The organism is Pseudoalteromonas sp. 20-MNA-CIBAN-0454 (assembly GCF_040308685.1).
Lineage (GTDB): Bacteria > Pseudomonadota > Gammaproteobacteria > Enterobacterales > Alteromonadaceae > Pseudoalteromonas > Pseudoalteromonas nigrifaciens.
This window is the reverse complement of sequence record NZ_JBEOOB010000002.1, coordinates 1-22,896: the sequence shown is the minus strand read 5'-3', so window position 1 is coordinate 22,896 and position 22,896 is coordinate 1. Positions and strand designations below refer to the sequence as shown.

Annotated in this window: 22 protein-coding genes; 4 read left to right on the top strand and 18 right to left on the bottom strand. The window is 40.7% G+C overall.

Annotated elements, in window-relative coordinates:
* Positions 1 to 44: 44 nt before the first annotated feature.
* Both AAEZ22_RS01170 and AAEZ22_RS01165 read right to left on the bottom strand, forming a co-directional pair.
* On the bottom strand, positions 45 to 998 hold the full coding sequence (locus AAEZ22_RS01170) for an ion transporter (protein ID WP_011329262.1): 954 nt from the start codon (positions 996 to 998) through the stop codon (positions 45 to 47).
* Positions 999 to 3,665 carry a bifunctional acetate--CoA ligase family protein/GNAT family N-acetyltransferase gene (locus tag AAEZ22_RS01165; protein WP_011329261.1) on the bottom strand — a complete coding sequence of 889 codons (2,667 nt, stop codon included), beginning with the start codon at positions 3,663 to 3,665 and terminating at the stop codon, positions 999 to 1,001.
* A gap of 112 nt (positions 3,666 to 3,777) precedes the next feature.
* Between AAEZ22_RS01165 and AAEZ22_RS01160 the strand changes: the two genes are divergently transcribed.
* Entirely contained in the window at positions 3,778 to 4,494 is a 717-nt protein-coding gene (locus AAEZ22_RS01160) for an SIMPL domain-containing protein (RefSeq protein WP_011329260.1), read from the top strand.
* On the opposite strand, the gene AAEZ22_RS01155 is transcribed toward AAEZ22_RS01160, so the two are convergent.
* The 8 genes from AAEZ22_RS01155 to AAEZ22_RS01120 form a co-directional block, all read right to left on the bottom strand.
* Positions 4,463 to 5,149: a hypothetical protein gene (locus AAEZ22_RS01155; RefSeq protein WP_306287735.1), complete on the bottom strand. Its 687-nt coding sequence runs from the start codon at positions 5,147 to 5,149 to the stop codon at positions 4,463 to 4,465. The genes AAEZ22_RS01160 and AAEZ22_RS01155 overlap by 32 nt on opposite strands.
* Positions 5,150 to 5,340: 191 nt before the next feature.
* Positions 5,341 to 7,173 (bottom strand): DUF885 domain-containing protein, encoded by a 1,833-nt coding sequence (locus AAEZ22_RS01150; protein WP_011329258.1) that lies wholly within the window; start codon positions 7,171 to 7,173, stop codon positions 5,341 to 5,343.
* A gap of 82 nt (positions 7,174 to 7,255) precedes the next feature.
* Complete coding sequence (hemW, locus tag AAEZ22_RS01145; protein ID WP_011329257.1) at positions 7,256 to 8,392, bottom strand: radical SAM family heme chaperone HemW; 1,137 nt, start codon at positions 8,390 to 8,392, stop codon at positions 7,256 to 7,258.
* Complete coding sequence (gene rdgB, locus AAEZ22_RS01140) at positions 8,389 to 8,988, bottom strand: RdgB/HAM1 family non-canonical purine NTP pyrophosphatase (RefSeq protein WP_352295828.1); 600 nt, start codon at positions 8,986 to 8,988, stop codon at positions 8,389 to 8,391. The genes hemW and rdgB overlap by 4 nt, the downstream gene beginning before the upstream one ends.
* 7 nt (positions 8,989 to 8,995) lie before the next feature.
* Complete coding sequence (locus tag AAEZ22_RS01135) at positions 8,996 to 9,439, bottom strand: DUF4426 domain-containing protein (RefSeq protein ID WP_352295825.1); 444 nt, start codon at positions 9,437 to 9,439, stop codon at positions 8,996 to 8,998.
* A gap of 58 nt (positions 9,440 to 9,497) precedes the next feature.
* On the bottom strand, positions 9,498 to 10,031 hold the full coding sequence (locus AAEZ22_RS01130) for a YggT family protein (protein ID WP_011329254.1): 534 nt from the start codon (positions 10,029 to 10,031) through the stop codon (positions 9,498 to 9,500).
* Positions 10,032 to 10,043: 12 nt separating this feature from the next.
* Positions 10,044 to 10,865 (bottom strand): pyrroline-5-carboxylate reductase, encoded by an 822-nt coding sequence (proC, locus tag AAEZ22_RS01125; RefSeq protein WP_011329253.1) that lies wholly within the window; start codon positions 10,863 to 10,865, stop codon positions 10,044 to 10,046.
* Positions 10,866 to 10,882: 17 nt separating this feature from the next.
* On the bottom strand, positions 10,883 to 11,596 hold the full coding sequence (locus tag AAEZ22_RS01120; RefSeq protein ID WP_011329252.1) for a YggS family pyridoxal phosphate-dependent enzyme: 714 nt from the start codon (positions 11,594 to 11,596) through the stop codon (positions 10,883 to 10,885).
* A 2-nt stretch (positions 11,597 to 11,598) separates the two neighbouring features.
* Between AAEZ22_RS01120 and AAEZ22_RS01115 the strand changes: the two genes are divergently transcribed.
* On the top strand, positions 11,599 to 12,639 hold the full coding sequence (locus AAEZ22_RS01115) for a type IV pilus twitching motility protein PilT (RefSeq protein WP_041454575.1): 1,041 nt from the start codon (positions 11,599 to 11,601) through the stop codon (positions 12,637 to 12,639).
* Positions 12,640 to 12,648: 9 nt separating this feature from the next.
* Positions 12,649 to 13,785, top strand: a complete 1,137-nt coding sequence (locus AAEZ22_RS01110; RefSeq protein WP_011329250.1) for a PilT/PilU family type 4a pilus ATPase — start codon at positions 12,649 to 12,651, stop codon at positions 13,783 to 13,785.
* Positions 13,786 to 13,851: 66 nt separating this feature from the next.
* On the opposite strand, the gene ruvX is transcribed toward AAEZ22_RS01110, so the two are convergent.
* The 6 genes from ruvX to AAEZ22_RS01080 all read right to left on the bottom strand — a co-directional run bounded on the left by ruvX (position 13,852) and on the right by AAEZ22_RS01080 (position 18,264).
* Positions 13,852 to 14,301 (bottom strand): Holliday junction resolvase RuvX, encoded by a 450-nt coding sequence (gene ruvX / locus AAEZ22_RS01105; RefSeq protein WP_011329249.1) that lies wholly within the window; start codon positions 14,299 to 14,301, stop codon positions 13,852 to 13,854.
* 12 nt (positions 14,302 to 14,313) lie between these two features.
* Complete coding sequence (locus AAEZ22_RS01100; protein WP_058374183.1) at positions 14,314 to 14,871, bottom strand: YqgE/AlgH family protein; 558 nt, start codon at positions 14,869 to 14,871, stop codon at positions 14,314 to 14,316.
* 140 nt (positions 14,872 to 15,011) lie between these two features.
* Positions 15,012 to 15,962 (bottom strand): glutathione synthase, encoded by a 951-nt coding sequence (gene gshB, locus AAEZ22_RS01095; protein ID WP_089368758.1) that lies wholly within the window; start codon positions 15,960 to 15,962, stop codon positions 15,012 to 15,014.
* A 54-nt stretch (positions 15,963 to 16,016) separates the two neighbouring features.
* Entirely contained in the window at positions 16,017 to 16,751 is a 735-nt protein-coding gene (rsmE, locus tag AAEZ22_RS01090; protein ID WP_011329246.1) for a 16S rRNA (uracil(1498)-N(3))-methyltransferase, read from the bottom strand.
* A gap of 72 nt (positions 16,752 to 16,823) precedes the next feature.
* Positions 16,824 to 17,303: a hypothetical protein gene (locus AAEZ22_RS01085; RefSeq protein ID WP_089368757.1), complete on the bottom strand. Its 480-nt coding sequence runs from the start codon at positions 17,301 to 17,303 to the stop codon at positions 16,824 to 16,826.
* A gap of 67 nt (positions 17,304 to 17,370) precedes the next feature.
* On the bottom strand, positions 17,371 to 18,264 hold the full coding sequence (locus tag AAEZ22_RS01080; protein ID WP_011329244.1) for a DUF350 domain-containing protein: 894 nt from the start codon (positions 18,262 to 18,264) through the stop codon (positions 17,371 to 17,373).
* 79 nt (positions 18,265 to 18,343) lie between these two features.
* On the opposite strand from AAEZ22_RS01080, the gene glnE reads away from it, so the two are divergent.
* Positions 18,344 to 21,139: a bifunctional [glutamate--ammonia ligase]-adenylyl-L-tyrosine phosphorylase/[glutamate--ammonia-ligase] adenylyltransferase gene (glnE, locus tag AAEZ22_RS01075; RefSeq protein ID WP_011329243.1), complete on the top strand. Its 2,796-nt coding sequence runs from the start codon at positions 18,344 to 18,346 to the stop codon at positions 21,137 to 21,139.
* 67 nt (positions 21,140 to 21,206) lie between these two features.
* Here glnE and AAEZ22_RS01070 read toward each other — a convergent pair whose 3' ends face one another.
* Both AAEZ22_RS01070 and lpxL read right to left on the bottom strand, forming a co-directional pair.
* Positions 21,207 to 21,773 carry a toxin co-regulated pilus biosynthesis Q family protein gene (locus tag AAEZ22_RS01070; RefSeq protein WP_179806956.1) on the bottom strand — a complete coding sequence of 189 codons (567 nt, stop codon included), beginning with the start codon at positions 21,771 to 21,773 and terminating at the stop codon, positions 21,207 to 21,209.
* Between the two features lie 48 nt (positions 21,774 to 21,821).
* Positions 21,822 to 22,745: an LpxL/LpxP family Kdo(2)-lipid IV(A) lauroyl/palmitoleoyl acyltransferase gene (gene lpxL, locus AAEZ22_RS01065; protein ID WP_011329241.1), complete on the bottom strand. Its 924-nt coding sequence runs from the start codon at positions 22,743 to 22,745 to the stop codon at positions 21,822 to 21,824.
* Positions 22,746 to 22,896 lie beyond the last annotated feature (151 nt).

The following is a 22,896-nucleotide window of genomic DNA, read 5'->3' as shown; positions in this document are numbered from 1 at the left end:
GTGTGCAGTTGCCAGCTAAAAGCTGACAACTACTTTTAACCTATTTATGGGCGCTTGCCACAGTTTCTACAAAACATGTGTTCGCTGCGCTCGTTAAGCTGAACTTTTATGGCTTTATTGGCCTCTAGTTTACTCAGCCCTAGTTTGTAACGCAGATCTTCAAGGTGACTGAGGTGCTCCTCGCTGAGAGTGCCGTTAGTGATCTGTTCATGTACTGCATTTTCGAATACTTGACGGCGTTTGCGTACTTGCTCTGAAAAGCTCGATGCAAGTAAACCGGTAGGCACTGCAACCATTCCCATACTCACTAGGGTTATTACCCCACCAAATAGTTTACCAATAGGTGTTATGGGCACTACGTCGCCGTAACCTACGGTAGTTAGCGTTGCCATAGCCCACCACATTGCCGCAGGGATAGAGCCAAATTTATCGGGCTGTATATCGTGTTCAAGCAAGTAAATACCACAAGAGGCTAAAATAAGCACCACGGCCATAATAAAAAATGCCGCTAAAAGTGTACTGCCTTCATCAATAAATGCTTGTAACAGCAACTGCATAGCACGCGAATAACGGGTTAACTTAAATACTCGCAGTAACCTTAAAACTCGTAAAAAGCGCAAATCTAGCATAAAGAAAAACATCAATAAGCTAGGTAATATAGCAATTAAATCAATTAATGCTAAAGGCGAAAAAATATAGTGCAAGCGTCGTTTGGTATTTGAGCCCTCAATAGCTGCATATTTAACTCTGTCTACACAGGTCCAAAGCCGTATTATGTATTCAATAGAAAATATAGTTATGGAAACAATTTCTAATAAGAAAAATTCTTCATGGTACTGCTTAGCAATACTCGATACAGACTCAAGTACAATGGCAACTACGTTGACCATTATGAGACAAACCAGCATTACATCAAGTATGTGCCCCGCGCGCTGATACTCTCCAGAGGCTTCAAAAGTGTGCGCAATTTTTTGTCTAAGTTTTCGTATATAGTTCATTTATAGTTTAAGTACCATATTTATACTGCCTTCTTCAAAGTCGCGGCTTATTTTAAAGCCCAATTTACGCGCAAGCTCAATCATGCCGGTATTCTCTGGTAAAGTAATCCCTTCAATAGATTTAACTCCTTGGCGCTTACAGTGCTCAATTGCGGCTGTCATTAATATACGACCTAGGCCAAGGCCTTGGCAGTCTGAGCGCACTACAACGGCAAATTCGGCCTGTAAATTATCAGGATCCATAATAACGCGCGATACGCCAAGAGTGCGAGGCTGCCCTTGATATGTTTGAGATACAATAAAGGCCATTTCACGGTCGTAATCTATTTGCGTCATTTTAGCGAGTTGGTCGTGATTAAACTGCCTTAACTCCCCAAAAAATCGTTTATAGCGATCCTCTTTAGTTAAAGACTGATCGAACTGCTGATGTGCTTGCTCATCTTCTGGTTTAATTGGGCGCAGCGTCGCTTGGGTATTATTTTTTAACGTTACGGCCTCTACCAATTCAATCGGGTAGGGGCGAATAGATAAACGTTTACGATGCGTTTGCACTCGATAGCGGTTAATGGTCATGGTGGCGTCCAGCACTAAAAATTGCCCATTACTGGCTAATATAGGGTTGAGCTCTAAGGAACTAATGTCGGGCTGATCAATTACTAACTGCGAGATGCGAGTAAGCAGTGCGCAGAGCCGATATTTATCTACTTTTTCAGGTAGAATACGATCCTTTAGTACGCCTTTATCGTGCGCCGCGGCAATTAAGTATTTTGCTAGGTTCATATTTAGCGGGGGCAAAGCTACTGCTGCTTGTGCGTATTCAAGGCCGGTGCCTGCTTCTCCTAGTAAAATAACGGGACCAAAATTAGGCTCGGTTTTTATTGCTATTCGCAGCTCGTTGGCTCCGGCACGCGGCGCCATTTTTTGTAGCGAAAAACCATCAATAATGGCATCGGGATAAGTGTTCTTTATTCTTAATAACATCGAAAAGGCAGTTTGCTCTACTTCTTGGGCGTCATTTAAGTTAAGCACTACGCCACCCACTTCAGATTTTGAAGGAATGCTTGGGCTAATTAATTTTAGCGCCACCGGAAACCCTAACTCAATGGCTTGCTCTTTTGCTTCTGTTGGCGTGTAAGCCACTTCGGTTTGAATACACTCAATACCGTAATGACTTAAAATTTGGCTCGCTTGATGGGTCGGTAAATAACTTTGTCCTTCTTCTAAAAATTCATTTACTAAGGCTTTAGCTGCCGACTTATTAATTTTTGTATCTACGGTATTCGACTCAGGTGTTTGGGTTAAATGCTTTTGATTGCGTCGATAACTAACTAAGTGCATAAAGGCCCCAACAGCGCCCTCGGGAGTACGATAAGTTGGGATCGCGTTATTAGCGCAAACACGCCTAGCAGCATAGGCGGCATCTTCACCGGTAAAGTTAGTAATAACATACGGGCGCGCCATTTTTGGGAGTGCTTGTAAGGTTTTAACAATAATATTTGCATAGTCTTCGCTAGGTGCTAGCGCAGATGGAGTGTGAATAATCAGTAAGTTTTTTACTTCAGGAGCTTTAAGTAGAATTTCTAACGCCTGCTTATAGCGGCTCGGGGCTGAGTCACCAAAAATATCCACCGGGTTTGAGGCCTTCTCTGAGCGAGGAATTACTTTATTGAGTGCATCACATGTCTCTTCACTCAATTGCGTTAATTTACCTGAACTTTGTATTAGCTCATCTACTGCCATTACGCCAGGGCCGCCACCATTGGTTAAAATAGTGAGCTGCTCTACTTTTAATAATTTTGGGTGCATGGCTAATGTTTGCGTTGCAGCAAATAGCTCGCGTAAATCGTTTACTCTTAACATACCCGCGCGCTGAAATAGAGCATCGTATACCGCATCTGAGCTATGCGCTATTCCCGATTGAGCTTCAGCGGCAATAGCGCCCGCATGGGTCCTGCCCGTTTTAATTACAATTACGGGTTTGCTAAAAGCAGCCGCTCGAGCGGCTGAAATAAAGCTGCGACTGTCCTCAATGTTATCTATGTAGAGCAAAATAGCCGTAGTTTTAGCATCGCGACCTAAAAAGTCGAGCAATTCAGTAAATTTAATATCCAGACAATCGCCCATTGACACAAAGTAAGAAAAGCCAATTTCTTTATTTTTTGCCCAATCTAAAATGGTTGAGCACACTGCCGCCGATTGTGAAACAAAAGCGAGTTTGCCAGGGCTCGCTACGGTATGTGAAAAGCTGGCATTTAGGCCAATATGAGGAATTAATAACCCTAAAGAATTTGGGCCCAACAGCGTAACTTGATGGCTACGTGCGCACTCTTTTAAAGTTTGTTTTTGTGCGTTACTTAAGCCGTCAGCAATGATGATGGCATTATGACAGCCCAGCTTTCCAAGTTGCTCAATAATAAGATCTAAAGTGTTTTTATTAGTACAAATAACCGCGAGGTCAGGTACTTTTGGCAAAGCATCAATACTAGGGTATGCCAGTACACCATGCACCGCAGTGTGGTTTGGCGTTACTGGCATAATTGGCCCTTTAAAACCACTTTGCAATAAGTTGCGCATAACTACATAACCAGCGCGGGTTGGCGTGTTAGATGCACCAATAACGGCTACCGAGCTTGGGTTAAAAAACTGACTGATCCGCTTGAGACTCATGGCTTTTCCTATGCTGATTAATCTTTGCTATCTATTATTTCACAATGTACTCTGTTTATATTATATTTTCGAGCGTTTAGGGTTGTTTTAGGCGCTTAACAAGGGAGTTTTAATGAATAAAGTATCTAACTTTAATATTGTTATTGCGGCTATTTGTTTAAGTATAGGCCTAATTAGCTTAGGATTTATTTTAAAAGGTGCTGCGCTTGATATCAAAGGTATGGAACGTACCGTACAAGTAAAAGGATTGGCTGAGCAAGAAGTGCTGGCCGATACTGTGATCTGGCCACTGCAATTTAGTGATGCCGACAATAACTTAGAAGCGTTAGTGAGTAGAGTTGAGGGCAAAAACGATGCAGTAATTGCATTTTTAAAGTTACACGGCTTTGATGATGAAGAAATTAGCACTGGCAGCCAATCAATTATAGATAAACAAGCTCGCGAATACGGCAGCGAAAATCAACAATTTAGATATATAGTGCGCTCTAATATTATTGTTTATTCAAATGCGCCCGACAAAGTAAAAAATGCCCTGAGCAAGGTAAGTCAGCTGGCTAAGCAAAATATTGCCATAGTGCAAGATAACTACGAAACCCGTGTGGAGTATATGTTCACTGGTTTAAACGACATTAAACCAGCAATGGTACAAGAGGCCACCGAAAAAGCCCGTGAAGTTGCGACTAAATTTGCCAAAGACTCAAATTCAAAATTAGGTAAAATAAAAACGGCTCGCCAAGGGCAATTTAGCATTAGTGATCGTGACTCTAATACGCCGCAAATCAAAAATATTCGCGTGGTTACGAGTGTTGAATATTATCTTTCTGACTAAGTAAATTAATCACTTGAGTTATTGAGCGCTGTAAATAGGCAGCGCTTAATAAAAGCGTGGTTTCGTTTACCGTATTGCTTTGTAATACATTTAATAATTGCTGTTTTGCTTGTGCATTTTGCTTTTGCTCCATTTCCATTAATGCGAGTAGCGCCGAGAACTCATGCTTTATTGGCGTAGTCGGTTTATTTGCATAAGCAATATAACAGGCAACTGGCGTTAACCCTTGCAGGTTAGGCTGTGCCAGCGCTTTTAGTAAGTCATCGTTAGATTCAAATAACATTAACGAACGTACATAGTTAAATGGTAAATTATCTGCATCAGGGTGTTTAAATACAGTATGCAACACAGTGTTACCGGCCTCATTTTGCGCCAAAAAACCCTTGTTAACTTTAAGTGCAGGTGTAAAAAAGCTTAATGCGTCTAGGGTGCTTAGTTGGCTAATAAACGATGTTGGTAAAGGGTTATTGGTTAAAATACGGATTGCCACATTTTGCATAAAGTTATATTTAACACTCATTCGCTGCGCGCTTTGATACAAGTGCATTAATTGGCTTGCTTGCTGAGCAGGGGTTAACTGCTTAAAGTCGTTATCAAGCTCGTCGAGTTGATACTTAGCAAGGCGTGCGTTAAGTAATTGTATGCATAATTCCATGGCTTATCTCCTTAGTTTATTATTACCTAGCCAGAACACTGGTTAAGAGATTTACTAATGTATTGAATCATAGTTATATTTAATTTTATTATCCGGAGCTCAGGTTACCTACTCTAGCTTAAACAATTGGCTTATAAAACAAAAAAAGGCCGCATAAGCGACCTTCTATATTGTTACTGAGTTATTACAAGTTAAGCTTGTTTACTTGCTATCCACTGATTAACAAAGTTTTCTAGTACGTTAAGTGGTACAGGTCCATTTTTAAGCACTACGTCGTGGAACTGGCGAATATCAAACTTATCACCTAGTTGCTGCTTTGCATTTTCACGTAGTTCTAAAATCTTCAGCATACCCACTTTATAAGCAGTTGCTTGCGATGGCATTACAATGTGACGCTCAACCATTTTAACCCCGTCAGAGGTCGCATTAGGTGTGTTATTTACGTAGTAATCAATACCTTGTTGGCGGTTCCACTGCATAGCGTGAATACCTGTATCAACCACTAAACGTGCTGCGCGCCATAATTCCATCGAAAGGCGACCAAAGTCAGAATATGGGTCTTCGTATAAGCCCATTTCTTTTGGTACTAGCTCAGAGTATAAACCCCAACCTTCAATATAAGCAGTGTAGCCACCAAATTTACGAAACTTAGGCACGCCTTCTAGCTCTTGCGAAATAGCAATTTGCATATGATGTCCCGGAATGCCTTCATGATAGGCTAGTGCTTCCATTTGGTAAGTAGGCATAGCTTCCATGTCGTAAAGGTTAGCGTAGTAAACACCTGGGCGAGAGCCATCTGGTGCCGGTTGTTGATAAAACGCTTTGCCAGCTGCTTTTTCACGAAATGCCTCAACGCGTTTTACTATCATATCGGCTTTTGGTTTTACAATAAATAACTCATCAAGACGCGACTTCATATTATTAATTAGGTCGGTTGCTTGGCTAATATATTGCTCTTTAGCGGCATCAGTATTTGGTAAATAAAACTGCTTGTCGGTTTTCATAAACTGCATGAAAGCGGCTAAATCGCCTTTAAAACCTACTTTATCTTTAATGGCGCGCATTTCGTCATGAATACGAGCTACTTCAGCAAGGCCAATAGCGTGTATTTCTTTTGCTGTTAGGTCTGTGGTGGTGGTACGCTTTAACGCATTGTTATAAAACGCTTCGCCATCAGGAAATTTCCATGCACCGTCGCGGTTATCTGCGCGCTTTTCAAGTTGGGCTATATAATTAATCAGTTTAGAGTAAGCAGGTTTAACCGCCGACTTTAAAGCATCTACTGCATCAGCTGTTAAGCTGTCTTTTTCGCTTTGACTGATTTCTAGTTTATTAACTTTGCGTTTAAAGTCGCTAAGCAATGTAGAGTCGTCGCCTTGCTCAAATGGAGCGCCTTTTATAATATTTTTACTTGAGTCGATAACATGCGGGAATACAAACTTAGGGGCAATAATGCCTTTTTCAGCACGTACTTCTAAATCAGTAATTAACTGATCAAATACTGCTGGCACACCGTTTAAGCGAGATATATACGCTTTAGCGTCTTTTACATCACTTACTTGATGCTGGTTAATTAAAAATGCCGCGATCATAGAGTGAGTGCCGTACATTTGGTTTACCGGGTAACTGTGGTAACGCCATTTGAAGTCAGCAATTGAGTTTTCAAGATCTTGCTTTTTTAAGTCGTAACTTACTTTAGTTGCATCATCAAGCTGAGCACGATTAATGCTATTAAGCGTTACTAAATCAGCTTTGGTTTGTGCAAAATCTTTTAATTTTTTAGCTTCGCTACCATCGTCCCACTTGTCGTAATCTTGCTTAATACCCATGTAAGTTTGATACACAGGGCTGCTCATTACGTCACGAGTAAAGGTATCTTCAAAAAATGTATTTGCTTTGTTTATTTCGCTTTGTACTGGTTGTGCCTGTACCGCAGGTGCTGCTGTTACTTGTTGTGTAGCTTGCTGGCAACCAGCAAGTAGTGCAACGCTTACTGCAGCTGCAATAAAAGTAAATTTACGCATTATTTATCCTCTTGATGTTAGAAATTTATTATTATAATTTTGTAGAGCCTAGAGCCTAGAGCCTAGAGCCTAGAGCCTAGAGTTAAACAAATAACTCTAGCAGATCATTTAAAAAGCGCTGACCTTTCAGTGTTACTTGCCAATGGCTATCGGTTTGTATTAATAAGCCCGTTTTAATTGCCTGTTGTAGCGCGTGTTGTTGGCTTTGTAATGGCTGCTGTGTAAGCGCATTAAAGTCGTTAATAGGGCAAGGCTCTACTAGACGAAAGCGATTCATAAAAAACTCAAATGCTAAATCGTCTTGTTCAACCTGCCAGCTTTTAAACAAGTAAGGTTTGATCAGATCCATGTAACCACGCGGGTGCTTAACTTTTTCGGTGCGGGTTATTATGCCTGTATTTGCATCAGTTACCTTACCATGCGCGCCACAACCAATACCGATATAATCGCCAAAACGCCAATAATTTAAGTTGTGTTGGCATTGATAGCCGGGCTTTGCATAGCCTGATATTTCGTATTGCAGGTAACCTGCTTGGGCAAGTAACTCTTGGCCTTGCTCTTGAATGTCCCATAGGGTTTCGTCTTGTGGCAGGGTAGGCGGCTTAGAAGCAAATTGTGTATTGGGCTCAATAGTAAGCTGATACCAAGAAATATGCGGCGGGTTAAGGGCAATGATTTGCTTTAAATCACCCAGTGCATCATCGAGAGTTTGCCCAGGTAAGCCATGCATTAAATCAAGATTAAAGCTATTTAACCCCGCTTCTTTAGCTTGCTCTGCGGCGTAGTTTGCCTCGTCGCTGCCATGAATACGGCCAAGCGCTTTAAGCTTGTCGTTTTGCATGCTTTGCACACCAATAGAAATGCGGTTAATACCTGCTTTTACATAATCTTTAAAGCGGCCAGTTTCAACGGTGCCTGGGTTTGCTTCAAGGGTTATTTCGCAGTTATCTTCAAGCCCAATAAGGCTTTTAACCTCACTAAGTAGGCGTGTGTAAGCTGCGCCAGTTAATAAGCTAGGTGTGCCACCACCAATAAAAATACTATGAATTTTACGCCCTTGCACCAAATGCAGGTCGGCTTTTAAATCATCAATTAAATGCTGCACATATTCAGCTTCAGGAATTTCACCTTTTTGTCCGTGGCTATTAAAGTCGCAATATGGGCATTTTTGCACGCACCAAGGTACGTGCACATATAAGCTTAGTGGTGGTAGGTTCACAGGCCGCCTTTTAGCTTAAGTTGCTGTAGTAAATTTTGTAATGCTTGACCGCGATGGCTAATGGCATTTTTTTGCTCTTTTGTAAGCTCGGCACTGGTGCAATTAAGCGTTGGTACAAAAAATACCGGGTCGTAACCAAAGCCGCCTTCGCCATTTTGGGTTAGGGTTATTTCACCTTCCCAACTGGCACTACAAATAAGCGGAGTTGGGTCATTAGCGTGGCGCATTAATACCAGTACACACCAAAAGCGTGCGGTTCTAATTGGGTTATTACCCAGCTCAAGTAGTAGCTTATCTATGTTATCTTGATCGGTTGCACCTGTACCGGCAAAGCGCGCCGAGTACACACCTGGCGCACCATTTAAACCATCTACTTCTAATCCCGAGTCATCAGCAATAGCAGGCATACCGGTAATTAGGGCAGCATGGCGGGCTTTAATAATGGCATTTTCTACAAAAGTGGTGCCGGTTTCGGCCACTTCACCTACGTTAAAGTCGCTTTGCGGCACAACATTAATATTGAGCGGGCTGAGCATGTTTGCAAGTTCATTTACTTTGCCAGGGTTGCCTGTGGCAAGTACTAAAGTTTTTATCATAAGTTATTTAATCTACGTAAAATTTTTGCTGAAACTGTAATTTTTGAAATTGTGAGTCTTGCTGTATTTCAATCTCAAAACGTAAAACTTCTTCGTTAGTGTAGTTAACTTGAGCAAGGTAATAAATTGCATCGCCTTCAATTACTTCTTTAAAGTTAAGCGTTTGTTTATTGCCGAGTAGATTTTTAGCTGTGCCTTTTAGCACGGCCTTTTGCGCCGTGTTATTGGTATCATTAGCTAATATAGATATATTAACAATCCCTTTGTAGCCGCTACGCTCAAGGCCATAAGCTTGGGCTATTTTAGGTTGCACAAAGGTTGAAGGAAAAGCGATGTAATGTACTTGCCACTGACCTAACTCTTTGTACTGCGCGCCGGAAACTTGCTCACTGTGGGTATTAAAGGTAAAAGCTAAACAGGTAATAAAAAACAATTTAATTAACCGTTGCATAATTAACTCCTAAAACATAAAAAAGAGGTCTTGTGACCTCTTTAGCTAAAATAAGCGCTTAAACTAACAGATCCATAAGCAGCATTTGTAAAAACTGAATACCAATAATAAGCACTAAAACCGATAAATCTAAGCCACCTAGCGATGGTAGGATTTTACGAATAGGTTTTAACATAGGTTCAGTCAGCTGGTGGAATACCGCTTCTATTGGGTTGTAGCCTTGGCTAACCCAGCTTAGAATAGCGCGAATAATAAGTACCCAAAAAACTAAGTTTAAACCTTCTTTTAGTACGGTGATTAATGCTTGAATAAGTACAGGTTGTATAGCCCATGACTTATAAATAAGCCACATAAGCACACTTATTTTGGCTGCGGCAACAAAAAATGCCAGCAATAGCGAGGCTAAATCAAGGCCTCCAAACCCAGGAATAATTTTACGCAGTGGCTTTACTGCGAAAGAGGTGGCTTTAACCACAAATTGGCTCATTGGGTTGTAAAAGTCGGCTTTTGCCCACTGTAGCCAAAAACGCAGTAATACCACCATTAAAAATAGATCAAACAGGGTACTGATTAAAAATTGCATGGCATTCATAATTTAACCTTCTTAAAGTTCTTGTTCCATTTGCTGTGCACGCGTAATACACGCATCCATGGCATCGGCAACGGTTTGGGTTAAGCCTTTATCTTTTAAATGTTCAACGGCTGCATGCGTAGTACCACCTTTAGATGTTACGTTTGAGCGTAACTGCGAAATGGTTATATCGGGTTGGCTTAGCGCCATTTCGGCAGCGCCAAGTGCTGTTTGTTGTACTAAGCGACGTGCATCTGCATCGTTAAAGCCCAGTGCTTTGGCTTTCTCTTCTATGGCTTCCATAAATAAGAAAAAATAAGCAGGCGATGAGCCTGTAACTGCAATAATATCGTTAATTTGCGATTCTTGCTCAACCCACACTACAATGCCAGTGCATTCAAAAACTTGTTGTACAAATTCGTGCTCGCTTGGCGTTTCGCCAGCGCCATATAAACCGGATACACCACGGCCAAGTAGCGAAGGTGTATTAGGCATACAACGTATCATTTTCACGTCTTGGCCAAGCATTTCGCGCAAACGTTTTACGGTTAAACCAGCTGCTACTGAAATAAACAGTTTATCGCTAAAGTCGACACCCGACTCTTGAAACGATTTACATAAATCGCCCATCATTTGTGGTTTAACAGAAAGTACAATTACGTCAGCATCGCGCAGGGCTTCGTTATTGTCACTGGTGGTTTTTACCTTGAAATCGGCTGCCACTTTGGCCAGCTTTTCTTGGTTACGGTTTGTGGCAATAATATTGTTTGCATTAAACCCATTTTTTACCATGCCACCAATAATAGCGTAGCTCATATTACCTGTGCCTATAAATGCGATTGTTTTATCTGACATATATCTGTTATCACCTTTTAAGTTCGTGTGCCAAAAATATCTGTGCCGATCCTCACCATGGTTGAGCCTGCACTAATTGCAGCTTCAACATCATTGCTCATCCCCATCGACAAAGTATCTACTTGAGGATATTGGGTCTGTAGTTTATCAAAGCAAGTTTGTAATTGCTTAAAATATTGAGTTTGCGTTGTAATATCATCGCTTTTAGCCGGAATAGCCATTAGTCCGCGTAAAGTTAATTGTTCACATTGGTTAATAAAACTGGCCAGTTCGGCTACTTCATTAAGCTGGCAACCCGACTTAGCCTCTTCATTACTAATATTTACTTGAATAAGTACATTAAGCGCGGCTTTATCGGCTGGTCGTTGGCTGTTTAAGCGTTTCGCTATTTTAATCCGATCAACACTTTGTACCCAAGCAAAATTGGCGGCCACTAATGCGCTTTTATTTGATTGAATAGGGCCAATGAAATGCCAAATGATATCGCTATATGCGTGTAGTTGCGCTATTTTATCTACAGCCTCTTGAACATAAGACTCACCAAATTGGCGTTGGCCATGCTTGTAGGCAGCAATAATATCGGCACTTGGTTTGGTTTTTGATACTGCAAGTAAGGTTATTTCGTTACTATTTCGTTGGGCGTTTTTTGCCGCTACTGCAATTCTAGCGTAGGCGGATGTGAGTCGTTCTGCTATTGTAACCATATATTTATCAGTTAGTTGTGGAGTCATAAATGGATATTACCGAATTATTGGCGTTTAGTGTGCAACACAAAGCATCCGATTTACATTTATCATCAGGGGTTTCACCTATGATACGCGTAGACGGCGATGTGCGGCGTATTAATATACCAGCACTAGGAGACAAAGATGTAAACAACCTAGTTTACGATATTATGAACGATAACCAGCGCAAGGACTACGAACAAAATCTCGAAGTGGATTTTTCATTTGAAGTGCCTAATTTAGCACGTTTTCGTGTTAATGCCTTTAATACTCATCGTGGCCCAGCCGCTGTATTTCGTACGATCCCCAGTGAAGTGCTCACACTAGATGATTTAGGTGCTCCCGATATTTTTAAAACCATTGCCGATAATCCTCGCGGCTTAGTATTAGTAACTGGCCCTACAGGGTCAGGTAAGTCGACAACATTAGCGGCTATGGTTGATTATATAAATCAAACAAAACATCACCATATTCTCACTATTGAAGATCCAATAGAGTTTGTCCACGATAACAAATTAAGTCTGATTAACCAGCGAGAAGTACATCGCGACACACATAGCTTTAAAAATGCGCTACGCAGTGCACTTCGTGAAGATCCAGATGTAATATTAGTTGGTGAATTACGTGATCTGGAAACCATTCGCCTGGCAATGACAGCAGCCGAAACTGGTCACTTAGTATTTGGCACTTTGCACACCACCTCTGCACCTAAAACCATTGACCGTATTATAGATGTATTCCCAGGTGAAGAAAAAGCTATGATCCGCTCTATGCTCTCGGAATCATTACGTGCGGTAATTTCGCAAACCCTGCTTAAAAAAATTGGCGGTGGGCGAGTAGCTGCTCACGAAATTATGCTTGCAGTACCTGCTATTCGTAACTTAATTCGTGAAGATAAAGTGGCGCAAATGTACTCGTCTATTCAAACTGGCGCTTCGCATGGAATGCAAACAATGGATCAATGTTTAACAAACTTAGTTAATCATGGCATTGTTACCAATATTGCAGCGCAAGCTAAAGCGCAAGACAAAACTCAGTTCGGTGGTTAAGGAATACTAATGGCTTTATCTTTAAATAACTTTTTACAAATAATGATAGATAAAAAAGGCTCTGATTTATTTGTTTCAAGCCAACTGCCTATCAGCGCTAAAATTAATGGTGAATTAACCCCGCTTGATGATGAGCCGCTCAGCGATGAGCAATCACTTGAGTTGGTTGAATCGGCAATGAGTGAAAAACAAAAAGCCGAGTTTCATACAACGAAAGAATGCAACTTTGCGATTGCCACTGACGAAGGTCGTTTTCGTGTTTCGGCATTTTGGCAGCGCGATAAAGCGGGCATGGTTATTCGTCGTATTGTTACTAAAATACCTGAAATTGGCGAACTTGGGCTGCCGTCTACACTTACCGATGTGATTATGTCGAAACGTGGTTTAGTGCTATTTGTGGGGGGAACCGGTACGGGTAAGTCAACCTCACTTGCTGCACTTATTGGCTATAGAAACCGTAATCAGCGCGGACATATATTAACCATTGAAGACCCGATTGAGTTTGTACACGAACACCGTAAAAGTATTATTACTCAACGCGAAGTAGGGCTAGATACCGAAAGTTTTGAGTCAGCGCTTAAAAGCTCGTTACGCCAAGCACCCGACGTAATATTAATAGGCGAAATACGCTCACAAGAAACCATGGAGTATGCATTAAGCTTTGCAGAAACAGGGCACTTATGTGTGGCTACCTTGCATGCAAACAACGCTAACCAAGCGATAGATCGGATCATGCATTTAGTGCCAAAAGAAAAGCACGATAAGCTTAAGTACGATCTAGCATTAAATTTACGCGCTATTATTGCCCAGCAGCTGATCCCCACATCTGACGGGCAAGGTCGAGTTGCTGCTATTGAAATATTACTTAATTCACCTATGGTTGCAGAGCTAATTAAAAATGGTGATATAGGCGGTATTAAAGAAACCATGGCTAAATCGAAAGAAATGGGTATGCAGACCTTTGATCAGGCCTTATTTGAGTTGTATAAACAGCAACGAATCAATTATGCAGATGCATTGCACCATGCCGATTCGGCGAACGATTTGCGCTTAATGATAAAGCTGCGCAACAATGAGCAGCAAGGGGCGGGCTTTTTACAAGGGGTCACTATTGATGGCCTTGATGATAAAGGCAATATTAGTTAAGTTAAAGAGAAGGCTTTGGGTATCAGCTTAAAAGCTCTGATATTCAAAGCCTAACACCTAATATTTTTACTCACCGTAACTTGTTTCAAAAAAGCTCTCTAAAATAATCACCGCAGACATGTTATCTACTTTGCCTTTGCCTAAGTTTTTATAACCGCCTTGCTCAAACAAGCGCGCTTTAGCATCGGCGGTGGTTAAGCGCTCATCTTGTGTTTCTACCGGTATGGCATAGTGATTGTGTAATCGATTAGCAAACTTTTTAGCTTTAAAAGTTACCTCTTGGGCGGTGCCATCCATATTTAGCGGTAAACCTACCACCATTAAATCGGGTTGCCATTCGTTTACTTGTACTGCTATGTCATCCCAATTAGGAATGCCATCTTGTGCTTTTACAGCTTTAAGGCTCGATGCGCTGCCAGTGAGCTCTTGACCTATAGCAATACCAATACTTTTGGTGCCAAAGTCAAAGCCCATTACAGTACGCTGGCCTTGCGGCTTGAAGTTTTTTTTTGTCATAAGTTTATCTTGTTAAGCATGACCAGCTTCAGGGCTGAGTTGACTTATATCAAAGCCCAGCATAGAAACTGCTTTTTCCCAGCGTTTTTCAACGGGGGTGTCAAAAATAATTTTCGGATCAGCTTTAATTATCAGCCAGCTATTATCCAATAGCTCTTGTTCTAATTGACCTTGCTCCCAGCCAGAGTAGCCCAAAGTAATAATAAATTGTTCAGGTGCTTGTGCTGTGGTTAACGAAGCGAGTACATCTTTAGAGGTGGTGATCATGATATCACTGCTGAGCGTTTGGCTCGCAGAGTAACCATGCTTTGGAGAGTGCAGTACAAAACCACGGTCGGTTTTAACCGGCCCGCCAGCATATACGCTAACTTGCGCTGCTTGCTGAGTTTTGTCGTTATCAATTTCTATTTTATCGAGTAACTCACCTACGGTAATATTAATAGGTTGGTTGATTACCAAGCCCATAGCCCCGTCTTCATTGTGCTCACAAATATAGGTAACAGCACGTTTAAAAAAAGGGTCTTGCATCGACGGCATTGCGATTAAAAAATGATTTTCTAATGACTGCATAGATTTCACCCTTTTTAGTTAATGAATTTTTAGTATGGCACATACCCATGTTTTTAAAACAAAATAAGCACTTTCATACGATTTAAAAATAATGAATACCTTAAACCTTACAATATGAAAGCGCTTTCAATAACGCTAACTTATTTAGCGAGTCGTTTTTCAATTGCGTCAAATAAAATACCCGTAATTGAAATATCGTACGCCGCTTCAATTTCTTTAACACAGGTTGGTGCGGTTACGTTAATTTCGGTTAATTTGTCGCCAATAATATCTAAGCCGACAAAAATTAGGCCTTTTTCTTTAAGTGTTGGTGCCACAGCTTGTGCAATTTTTAAATCGGATTCACTTAAAGGACGTGCTTCGCCGCGTCCACCTACGGCTAAGTTACCGCGTGTTTCTCCGTTTTGTGGAATACGCGCCAAGCAATATGGAATTACTTCGCCATCAACAACCAATACGCGCTTATCGCCTTGAGTGATCTCTGGAACATAATTTTGTACCATGGCAAAGCGACTGCCGTGCTCGGTTAATGTTTCACAAATTACACCAATGTTAGCATCGTCTGCTTTAACTCTAAAAATCGACGCGCCACCCATGCCATCAAGCGGTTTTAAAATAATGTCTTTATGCTGCGCTAAAAACTCACGAATTTGCTTTTGGCTGCGCGTTACTAAAGTGTCGGGCGTGTGTTCGCTAAACCAAGCTGTAAACAGCTTTTCGTTTGCGTCGCGCAGGCTTTGTGGCTTGTTAACTATGAGTGTACCTGCTTGTTCGGCACGCTCTAAAATATACGTTGCGTATATGTATTCGGTATCAAAAGGGGGATCTTTACGCATTAAAATAACGTCTAAATCGCCAAGTGCAATAGTGGTTTTTTGCTCAAGCTGGTACCAATTGTTTGGATCGTCAAAAACCTGTGCTTTTGCAGCTGTAGCATATGCCTGACCTTGGCGTAGTGAAAGATCATCCATTTCCATATAGTAAATTTCATAGCCACGTGCTTGCGCTTGCATCATCATTGCAAAACCAGTGTCTTTTTTAATATTAAATCCGCTAATAGGATCTGAAATAATGCCTAACTTAATTGCCATGCGCTGTGCCTTAATATGAATATTAATATATATATGTGGGTACTTTTAGTTATTTCAATTAGCTAAGTCGCCAAACTGCAGCTGTAATGCACTTAAAACAGTTAATGCTGCTGTTTCGGTGCGTAATACGCGCGGGCCTAAGCGAATATCTACAAAGTTTTGTTGCTTTGTTTGCGCCATTTCCTCATCAGTAAAGCCGCCTTCAGGGCCAACTAAAAAGCGTACGCCATCTTTTGGGACGGTAATTGTTTTGATACTGTGCTCGGCACGTGGATGCAAAGTGAGCTTAATTGCTGCACTTTGCTGTGCAAGCCATTGCTTTAGATCTACCGGCGGATGAACAACAGGTACAAAATTACGCCCAGATTGCTCTGCGGCGGCTATGGCTATTTTTTGCCATTGTTGGTGTTTTTTATCAAGTCGATCGCCCATCAATTTAACGCCGCAACGCTGACTAAAAATAGGGGTGATTTCGGTAATACCCAGTTCCACCGATTTTTGAATGGTAAAATCCATTTTATCGCCACGCGATACGCATTGGCCTAAGTGAATTTTTAAGGGCGACTCTACATCATGAGTATTTAGCTGTTGTGGCATAACCACGACATTTTTTTTAGTCACCTCAATAATTTCACTAAGGTATTCACCGCCTTCACCATTAAAAATAGACACGTGCTCGCCTACTTTCATTCGCAATACTCGGCCAATATGCCCTGCAGCGTCGTCATCTAATGTAACGGGAGTGTTTAAGGCAATACTCGATGCCTGATAAATATGAGGAACTCGCATGTGGTGTCACTTATTGGTTAGTGCATAAAAGTTATATGCCGCTATGGTAAGTAAGCTGTGAGCTAGGTGCAATTATTTATTTTTATTAAATTGCTCATCAGTCTCTATTAGGTTTAGTGACGCTTGTGCTATATCGGTATGGCACGATAAGTGATTTGAATGCCCTGGGTCTGTTACTGGGCTAAACGAAAAGCCATTTTCGTCTTGGCTAACTAAAAAGCGACTTTTGTGTAGTGAGTTATAAATAAAGCGCTGTTTATCATCGCCAAGTAAGTAATCAACACGGTTAAATAATACGCCTTTAATTTTATGATGATCATGCAAGTAGGTAGCGAGCTCTGATACACTAATTTCATTTTCAAAGTCGCAATAGCAGTAATCTTTTATAAGTTCATCAAACATCATTTTTACTAACTGCCGGGTGTGGCTACCAGCTGCTATTAACCCGCTGGGTGATTGGCTCTGAGCATGATTAAAAGAGTACTCAGCAAATGCTCTGCTAAACTCATTATCTATATCAACTAACAGATAATTGGTTACATCAAATAGCATAAGGCCCCATTACACTTAAGCAAAGTGTTCACAAGCTGATTAAATATTATATTTAATCAGCTTGGTGTTAAATTGAAAACATACTAATAAGCAAATAACCTACAGCACAAAAAACCGCAAATTCGATACAAGCAATACCAATATTATCTTGATGATCAATTTCCAGCGAAGTATCGATATTTGGTAACGAAATCTTTTTTATTACATAAGTTAAACTGTAAAGTAGCACCCACATTACACCGCAATGCATCACGAGTGTAAATAAATTTTCGACCATCTTACCATTTTGAAACGCTGCGCTGGACAAACCAGCATACGCGGCCAGCGATAAACCAATTGATTTACCCGCGTAACGAATACCAATAGAGGTATTTTCAAGGCCAAAGTTACTTTGTAGCGATGCGCCTTGGTTAGCTTTGGCAAAGTGGTATTCACGTATTTTACTATCAAAAGCAAACATACCTTGTAGTACAAAAAAACTTACAAAGGCAATGAGTAAACTGCTAAAACCTTGAGTGTGAGTCCAAGTGTAAAGCCCTAAAGTAATAATACAGTTTGCAATTAACATACCTGAGTCGACTAGTGCGGCGCAGACATTTTGTTTTAAAATAGCGGCTTCTTCATTAAAGCGATGCAAAATCCATTTGCGATGAATTAAGTGACCTACTTTAATAAATAAAAATAATAAAACGATTAAAAAGATCACTTTTAATGGGTTCGATTGCGCTGTGCTTATGCTTATTTCATCAAATAAAAATGCTACTGAGGCAATCACCACCGATATTTCTGAGGCAAAACTAATCCCCATTGCAAAGTTATCATGCTGCGCTAACTCATCTTTAAGCGCTTGTTTTGCTTTTAGTTGAGTGGTTATTCTTAAGCTCATTATGATCACGCAAATAACAATAAAACTAATAGCAATCGCAAGTAAACTAGTGTTAGATAATGACAAATATGACATGGTTTTCCTAAGTAGTATTTACCTTAATAGGTTTTTAATCATTCTAGTACGGTTATTGATGATATAAAAGAGAGTATTGATGAGTAACGTAAAGCAACTTCCCATTCAATTACAAAAACTTGGCGAAACACGCTTCGAACAGCTTTATCCACAACAAAAGCAAGAATTAGCGCTGGTACGGTTATTAGCCTTGAGTGACTTTGCATGGCGCTGTTTAACATCGCAACCTGAGCTAAAAAACTGGTTATTATGTAACACCGAAATTAAAAATAGGGTGATTGCAGCTCCTTTTATTGACTTAGACCTAAATAATATTGATGAGCGCGATTGCCATAAATTACTGCGGCAATACCGAGAAAAGTACTGGCTTAAAGTGGCTTTTTTAGATTTATGTTGCGACAACCCAATTGCCGACAGTATCAAGTATGTAAGCCAATTAGCAGATAACCTAATAGAAAGTGCAAATCAGTGGGCTTATACACAGGTGGCAAAAACCAATGGTGAGCCTTTAAATGAACAAGGTCAGCCATTGCCTTTAATGGTGTTAGGAATGGGTAAGCTTGGCGGACAAGAGCTAAATTACTCATCAGATATAGATCTTATTTTTGCCTATCCTCGCAATATTAAAACCCAAGGCGGGCGTCGCTCGCTCGAAGCCCAAGTGTTTTATACCAAAGTGGCGCAAAAGTTAATAACCGCACTTAATCAAGTGACCGTTGACGGCCAAGTATTTAGAGTAGATATGCGACTGCGACCTTTTGGTGAAAGTGGCCCGTTAGTTATGAGCTTTAATGCAATTGAAGATTATTACCAAGAGCAAGGCCGTGATTGGGAACGTTATGCCATGTTAAAAGGGCGCTTAATTGGCACGCCTAACATTTATTTTAGCGAGTTTAACCAGCTATTAAAGCCGTTTGTATATAGACGCTATATTGACTTTTCGGTGATTGAGTCGCTGCGAAAAATGAAGTTGATGATTGCTCAAGAAGTACGTCGTAAGCGCCTAACCAACAATATAAAACTAGGCGCAGGCGGAATACGAGAAGTTGAATTTATTGTACAAGCACTACAAATGGTACGTGGTGGGCGAGAGGCTAATTTGCAAACTCAATCATTATTACACGCCCTTAAAGAGCTTAGCTTAAGCCAAGTAATTGATGAGCTTGAAGCAAAAGATCTGCAAAAAAACTACTTATACCTGCGTAAAGTAGAGCAGTACCTACAAATATTTGATGACCAACAAACGCAAACCCTCCCGGATGAGGAGCTAAATCAGCAACGTTTAAACTATTTACTCAATCAGCCCGACTTTAGCGCTACGTTAAGCTATTTAGAGCATGTAATGGGGCAAATTCATAATGAGTTTAATCATGTAATAGGGGAGGAAACCGAGCCGCTAGATACTTGCGAAGGCGCATTTATTAGTACTTGGGATCATGGTGATGTGAGTTTTTTAAATGATCCCAGGGAAGATTGGCAAACACCACTACACGACTTTAAACAACGTATATCTAAAGCAAAAGTGGGTAATCGAGGGCGTAATATTCTTGATAAATTAATGCCGGTTTTACTCAAACAAATGAACGACTTTAATGCCACTGCCGAAACATTTAATGTTATTTGCCAAATACTCAATAAAATAATTTCGCGTACCGCCTATTTAGAGCTGTTATACGAAAACCCAGGTGCCTTAAAGCAGTTAGTATTATTGTGTTGTTATAGTAAATGGATAGGTGAGCATATTTCGCTTTACCCTATTTTGCTTGATGAGCTAATAGACCCCGCAGTACTTTATAAGCCAACACCTTTAAGCGCCTATAAAGACGAAATTAGGCAATATTTTTTACGTATTGAACCCGACGACTTAGAAATGCAAATGGAGGCGTTACGACAGTTTAAACAAACGCATCAGTTACGAATTGCCGCTGCCGATGCCACCGATGTTATGGATGTAATGAAGGTGAGCGATCATTTAACGGCACTGGCGGAGGCTATTGTCGATCAGGCCGTTAATATTGCATGGCACAATTGTGTAAAACGCTTTGGTATGCCACCTAGTACTAACGACGAAAGCAAAGGTTTTGCGGTTATTGCCTATGGTAAAACCGGTGGCTTTGAAGTGGGTTATGACTCTGATTTAGATTTAGTCTTTGTACATAACCACGATGGCAGCAGCCAAACTAATGGTGTAAAGCCAATAGATTCAAGGCAATTTTATTTAAAATTGGCGCAACGTTTAATGCATTTATTTAATACCCGAACCGCTTCGGGGATTTTATATGAGCTTGATACACGACTACGCCCTGAAGGCGCATCGGGGTTGCTGGCAATTAACCTAGAGAGCTTTAATCATTACCAACAAACACAGGCATGGACGTGGGAGCATCAAGCGCTAGTGCGAGCTAGGCTGATTTTAGGGCAAGCTGAATTTGTTGAGCGTTTTGCGCAAATTCGTAAAAATATACTGTGTCAGCCGCGCGATAAAAAAGTGCTCAAAGACGATGTAATAAAAATGCGTGAAAAAATGCGTGAACATTTAGCAACAGGAAATGAGCAGCAATTTGATTTAAAGCAAGATGTTGGCGCAATGACAGATATTGAATTTATTACTCAGTACTTAGTGCTAAATTATGCGCAACAATTTGAAGAGCTATGTGTGTATTCCGATAACGTCAGAATTTTAACTGATGCTGCAAAGCTTGGCTGCATTACCAAGGCGCAAAAGCAGCAATTAATTCAGGCGTATATTAATTACCGTTCGCGCTATCATGTGTTGAGTTTAGATCAGCAAGGGCGCCGCGCAGAGCGTGCACAATTTAGTGATGACATTAAAAATGTAACTGCAATCTGGCAAACTGTGTTTGAATTAAGTTAACTTGAACTTTGGTTAAGCGCGCGTCACTTTGATACTCAGATGAGTATCAAAGTGCTAATTATTAAGTTCAAGTTTTAAGTTGTAAGCAGTTAGTGCGAACAAATTCAGAAGGTAGTTCAGTAATTACGGCCGCGCGCTGTTTATGACATAAGTAAGTGTATACTTCGTTTTCAAAGTCGTCGTTAATTGCACGCCCTACTTGATACAAGGTAGAAGTGAAATTGCTATCGACTCTAAAATGATCTTTAACGACGTAATCTTTACTTAAATACCAATATAACTCTATGCCTTCATTACTGGCATATTGCGATAACGCCTTCTTTAGTGTTGACCCGTTTTCAAAGCGTCGAGGCTCAATTTTACCTGTCCAGGTTTTTGGAATCGGTTCAATAATACGCATGCGCTCAGCTAAAACACGCTCAAGAGTTTGTTCTGGCTTTTTAAGCTGCAATACAAACTTACCTTGCTCGTCGCTCACTTTATTACGAATTGAAGAGTAAAACCGACTTAATCCTTGCGCCGCTGCATTGTTTGATTCTTTAAAATCAAATACTGGACCATCACCTAATAAAAAGTAGACTGCGAGAATTATTAGCCCCGCAGCCAGTGATAAATGTTTAATCCAGAACCACATAGTTGGTACTCATTTTTATTTTTATTATCTATTGTTATACCATTACTTTTAATAAAAAGAAGTGCTATTTTCATCGGGGCGTGTTTTAAAACGGCGGTGTAGCCACATATATTGCTCAGGAGCGGCATTAATTGCTTGCTCTATGCGTTGGTTAACACGAGTGACATCGGCTTTCTTGTCGCCACTGGGGAAGTTTTCAAGTTCAGGTAATACTTCTAAGTGGTATTTACCGTGTTCGTCGCGACGGCTAACTAAACTAACTGTTTCACAGTGTTTACTGGCTGCAAACATTAGCGTTCCTGTGGTTGTTGCTGTGTCTGGTACGGCAAAAAATGGCACAAATTCACAATGCTTACGACCATAATCTTGATCAGGTAAGTAGTAACATATTTTTTTGTTTTTAAGTGCTTTTAATAAACCTTTTACGTCTTTTCGGCCAATTAAATATTCGTTAGAGCGCAAGCGGCCATTGGTAGTAAAGTATTCCATAAGCGGATTGTTGTGCGGGCGATAAAAACCTAAGCCTTGGTATTTTAATCCCATTACACGGCTCGCCATTTCAAGATGCAAAATATGCGGAACTAGCATTAACACGCCTTTGCCCGACGCTTGAATACGCTCAAAGTGCTCAAGCCCTTTAATTGAACCGTAAGCTTTTTGTACTCGCCACTTTGGCCACCACCATGCCATACCGGTTTCGACCATGGCCATTCCGGTATTTTCCATGTTTTTTAATACTAATGCTTGTTGGTCTGCTTCGCTCATATCTGGGAAGCAGTGTCTTATATTTACCTCAGCAATATGGCGGCGTCGCTTCATATATTTATGCACTAATCGGCCAAGCTGCTTGCCCATTGCTAGTTGTAGCTTTTGTGGTAGCCACGAAATTAAATATAAAAAGAAAACACCCACCCAAGTTAACCAGTAACGAGGACCCAAAAAAGATATTTTAAAAGGAGATGAGGTAACCACAAAAAAATTCTCTAATAATAAAAACGCTAGTTTAACGCTAAGCGCTATAAAACACAAAAAGCCAGCAAAATGCTTAATGCCGATCAGTTAAGGTTAATTGATCGGTTGACCGATCTAAATGATCGTGAATAATCCGTAATTAGTTTCGCTA

Bases quoted from the DNA above. Each gene is read 5' to 3' on its own strand.
- AAEZ22_RS01170 (WP_011329262.1), bottom strand. From the start codon at position 998: ATGAACTATATACGAAAACTTAGACAAAAAATTGCGCACACTTTTGAA.
- AAEZ22_RS01165 (WP_011329261.1), bottom strand. From the start codon at position 3,665: ATGAGTCTCAAGCGGATCAGTCAGTTTTTTAACCCAAGCTCGGTAGCC.
- AAEZ22_RS01160 (WP_011329260.1), top strand. From the start codon at position 3,778: ATGAATAAAGTATCTAACTTTAATATTGTTATTGCGGCTATTTGTTTA.
- AAEZ22_RS01155 (WP_306287735.1), bottom strand. From the start codon at position 5,149: ATGGAATTATGCATACAATTACTTAACGCACGCCTTGCTAAGTATCAA.
- AAEZ22_RS01150 (WP_011329258.1), bottom strand. From the start codon at position 7,173: ATGCGTAAATTTACTTTTATTGCAGCTGCAGTAAGCGTTGCACTACTT.
- rdgB (WP_352295828.1), bottom strand. From the start codon at position 8,988: ATGATAAAAACTTTAGTACTTGCCACAGGCAACCCTGGCAAAGTAAAT.
- AAEZ22_RS01135 (WP_352295825.1), bottom strand. From the start codon at position 9,439: ATGCAACGGTTAATTAAATTGTTTTTTATTACCTGTTTAGCTTTTACC.
- AAEZ22_RS01130 (WP_011329254.1), bottom strand. From the start codon at position 10,031: ATGAATGCCATGCAATTTTTAATCAGTACCCTGTTTGATCTATTTTTA.
- proC (WP_011329253.1), bottom strand. From the start codon at position 10,865: ATGTCAGATAAAACAATCGCATTTATAGGCACAGGTAATATGAGCTAC.
- AAEZ22_RS01120 (WP_011329252.1), bottom strand. From the start codon at position 11,596: ATGACTCCACAACTAACTGATAAATATATGGTTACAATAGCAGAACGA.
- AAEZ22_RS01115 (WP_041454575.1), top strand. From the start codon at position 11,599: ATGGATATTACCGAATTATTGGCGTTTAGTGTGCAACACAAAGCATCC.
- AAEZ22_RS01110 (WP_011329250.1), top strand. From the start codon at position 12,649: ATGGCTTTATCTTTAAATAACTTTTTACAAATAATGATAGATAAAAAA.
- ruvX (WP_011329249.1), bottom strand. From the start codon at position 14,301: ATGACAAAAAAAAACTTCAAGCCGCAAGGCCAGCGTACTGTAATGGGC.
- AAEZ22_RS01100 (WP_058374183.1), bottom strand. From the start codon at position 14,871: ATGCAGTCATTAGAAAATCATTTTTTAATCGCAATGCCGTCGATGCAA.
- gshB (WP_089368758.1), bottom strand. From the start codon at position 15,962: ATGGCAATTAAGTTAGGCATTATTTCAGATCCTATTAGCGGATTTAAT.
- rsmE (WP_011329246.1), bottom strand. From the start codon at position 16,751: ATGCGAGTTCCTCATATTTATCAGGCATCGAGTATTGCCTTAAACACT.
- AAEZ22_RS01085 (WP_089368757.1), bottom strand. From the start codon at position 17,303: ATGCTATTTGATGTAACCAATTATCTGTTAGTTGATATAGATAATGAG.
- AAEZ22_RS01080 (WP_011329244.1), bottom strand. From the start codon at position 18,264: ATGTCATATTTGTCATTATCTAACACTAGTTTACTTGCGATTGCTATT.
- glnE (WP_011329243.1), top strand. From the start codon at position 18,344: ATGAGTAACGTAAAGCAACTTCCCATTCAATTACAAAAACTTGGCGAA.
- AAEZ22_RS01070 (WP_179806956.1), bottom strand. From the start codon at position 21,773: ATGTGGTTCTGGATTAAACATTTATCACTGGCTGCGGGGCTAATAATT.